The 2,361-nt window shown below is 69.4% G+C and carries 3 protein-coding genes and 2 pseudogenes; 4 read left to right on the top strand and 1 reads right to left on the bottom strand.

Going from position 1 to position 2,361, the window contains the following annotated elements; all coding sequences use genetic code 11:
- From Q1W68_RS07075 to Q1W68_RS07060, 4 genes and pseudogenes are all read left to right on the top strand, one after another.
- Nucleotides 1–237: pseudogene (locus Q1W68_RS07075) on the top strand (hypothetical protein); the annotation flags it as partial.
- Entirely contained in the window at nucleotides 234–1,025 is a 792-nt protein-coding gene (locus Q1W68_RS07070) for a crotonase/enoyl-CoA hydratase family protein (RefSeq protein WP_300660086.1), read from the top strand. The pseudogene Q1W68_RS07075 and the gene Q1W68_RS07070, both read left to right, overlap by 4 nt.
- The gene (locus Q1W68_RS07065) at nucleotides 1,012–1,443 is read left to right on the top strand and encodes a nuclear transport factor 2 family protein (RefSeq protein ID WP_300654993.1); all 432 of its coding nucleotides are present in this window, start codon (nucleotides 1,012–1,014) and stop codon (nucleotides 1,441–1,443) included. The genes Q1W68_RS07070 and Q1W68_RS07065 overlap by 14 nt, the downstream gene beginning before the upstream one ends.
- Nucleotides 1,444–1,464: 21 nt before the next feature.
- Nucleotides 1,465–2,205: a type 1 glutamine amidotransferase gene (locus Q1W68_RS07060; RefSeq protein ID WP_300654990.1), complete on the top strand. Its 741-nt coding sequence runs from the start codon at nucleotides 1,465–1,467 to the stop codon at nucleotides 2,203–2,205.
- A gap of 7 nt (nucleotides 2,206–2,212) precedes the next feature.
- On the opposite strand, the pseudogene Q1W68_RS07055 reads toward Q1W68_RS07060, so the two are convergent.
- A pseudogene (locus tag Q1W68_RS07055) lies at nucleotides 2,213–2,361 on the bottom strand (acyl-CoA thioesterase); the annotation flags it as partial.

Here is a 2,361-nt window from a genome sequence, read left to right as displayed (position 1 = left end):
GTGCAGGCCCACTTTGCGCCCTGGCTGCCCGGCGAGGTGGACGCCTGGGCGCTGCCCAACCTCCTGGCGCTCAAGTACGTGTTGCGTGGCGCGCTGCAGGGGGGTGGTGCGCGCAATTTGCGGCTGGACAACCTCGGCAAGTCCATGGCGGGGGCCTTGTTGAGAATGGACATTGAAGTGACCAGCGACGAACTGGAGAAAGCGCTCAACACGCCGCGTGTGGGGTGGTGGGAATGACCGCCGTCACCACCGAACAACAAGACGATATCTGGATCGTCACGCTGAACCGCCCCGAGGTGCGCAACGCGGTGGACAGCCCCACCGCCCGCGCCCTGCACGCCGCCTTCCTCGCGTTTGAAGACGATGCCACCGCCAAGGTCGCGGTGTTCCACGGCGCCAACGGTCACTTCTGCGCCGGATGGGACTTGCAACACGGCGCTCGCCTCGCCGCCCAAGGTGAAACGGTCGACCTCGATCTTGACTTCAACGCCGACGACCCGCGCGCCCTGGGTCCGATGGGTCCGTCGCGCCTGCAACTCTCCAAACCGGTCATCGCAGCGGTGAGCGGCGCGGCCGTGGCCGGCGGCATGGAGCTGGCCCTGTGGTGCGACATGCGGGTGATGGAGGACGACGCGTATTTCGGCGTCTACTGCCGCCGCTTCGGCGTGCCGCTGATCGACGGCGGCACCGTGCGCCTGCCGCGCCTGATCGGCATGGGCCACGCCATGGACCTGATCCTCACCGGCCGCCAGGTGAAGGCACCCGAGGCGCTGCAGATGGGCCTCGCCAACCGCGTGGTGCCCACCGGGCAGGCGCGCGACGCCGCCATCAGCCTCGCGCGGCAACTCGCGGCCTTCCCGCAAGCCACCCTGCGCGCCGACCGCCACAGCGCGCTGGCCCAGTGGGATCTGCCGCTGGGCCAGGCGCTGTTGCAGGAGTGGCAGCGCGGCAAGGCGCGCATTCCTGATGCGCTCGAAGGCGCCACGCGCTTCGCTGCAGGGCAGGGGCGCCATGGTCAGTTCTGACATCGACGAAGCCTCGGTGCTCGCCGCCACCGAGGCCTGGATCGCGGCGTTCAACCGCGCCGACGCGGCCGGCATCGGTGCGCTTTACGACCCGCAGGCGGTGCTCTGGGGCACCACCGCTGCCCAGCTCATCACCACGCCGCAGGGCATCGCCGCCTATTTCGACGCCGTGTTCGCGCTGCGGCCCGTGCCGCGCATGGCGCTGGGTGAGGTGCTGCCCCGGGTGTTCGGCGATGCAGCAGTGAGCACGGGCCACTACACCTTGACCCTGTCCCCGGCGCCGCAGCTGCGCGAGGTGCCGGCGCGGTTCAGCTTCACGTGGCGCCGCACCGCAGGCGTTTGGCGCATCGTGGACCACCATTCCTCGGCCGTGCCCGCGCCACTGAACGCACTGGCTGCGCTGGCCGCAGCGTCCTGAGCGGTTTCCTATGATGGGCACATGACATCCACCGACTTTTCCGCCCCGGCCGACGTGCTGGTGCTGCAACACCTGCTGGAAGACGGCCCGGGTTACCTGGATGAATGGCTGGACGCGCAAGGCATCCACTGGCATCTGCGTTGCGCCGAGGCCGGCGAGGCTTACCCCGCCTCCGTGCGCGGCTACCGGGGGCTGGCGGTGCTGGGCGGTGCCTGGAGTGCCAACGACGACCGCTCCACATTGCGCCAGGTGGAGGCGCTGATCCTCGAAGCGGATGCGCTGGGCATTCCCGTCATCGGTCACTGCCTCGGCGGCCAGCTCATGGCGCGCGCGTTCGGCGGGCGGGTGGAGCGGCTGCCACAGCCCGAGGTCGGTTGGTGGCCCCTCACCCGAAGCGACACCCCCGCCGCCCGCGAATGGCTGGGTGATGCCGAACCAGCCACGGTCTACCAGTGGCACCAGGACAACTTTGTGGAACTGCCACCCGGCGCCGAGCTGCTGGCTTCAAGCCGCACCTGCGCGCACCAGGCGTTCGCCCTGCGACAGCACCTGGCCATGCAGTTCCACATCGAGATCACACCGGCCAAGATCCAGGACTGGATGGAGACACCCGGCCAGGCCTACCCTGTGAACGTGCTGCTGCACCGCGACAGCGTTCAGGACCCGGCCTCGATGCACGCCGCCACGCTCAAGCACCAGGCCGGCAGCGAAGCCCTGGCCGACCGCATTTACCGGGTGTGGCGCTCGCGCTGGCCCGGTTGAGCGGGGCTCAACCCGTCACGCCCGGCAGGTCCAGGCCTTCTTTCGGGATCGGCCGGGGCCGGCCTTCCATGTCGATCGCCACGTAGGTCAGGCTGGCTTCGGTCACCTTCACGTACTGGCCCTGGGCCGAAAAACGCTCGGCGAACACCTCCACCT

This window comes from Hydrogenophaga sp. (assembly GCF_030158645.1).
Classification (GTDB): Bacteria; Pseudomonadota; Gammaproteobacteria; order Burkholderiales; family Burkholderiaceae_C; genus Hydrogenophaga.
The sequence above is the reverse complement of the archived record's forward strand: the minus strand, read 5'-3'. Positions and strand labels throughout refer to the sequence as shown.

Excerpts from the sequence above, each read along its gene's own strand:
- Q1W68_RS07065 (WP_300654993.1), top strand. The coding sequence starts at position 1,012 with ATGGTCAGTTCTGACATCGACGAAGCCTCGGTGCTCGCCGCCACCGAG.
- Q1W68_RS07060 (WP_300654990.1), top strand. The coding sequence starts at position 1,465 with ATGACATCCACCGACTTTTCCGCCCCGGCCGACGTGCTGGTGCTGCAA.
- Q1W68_RS07070 (WP_300660086.1), top strand. The coding sequence starts at position 234 with ATGACCGCCGTCACCACCGAACAACAAGACGATATCTGGATCGTCACG.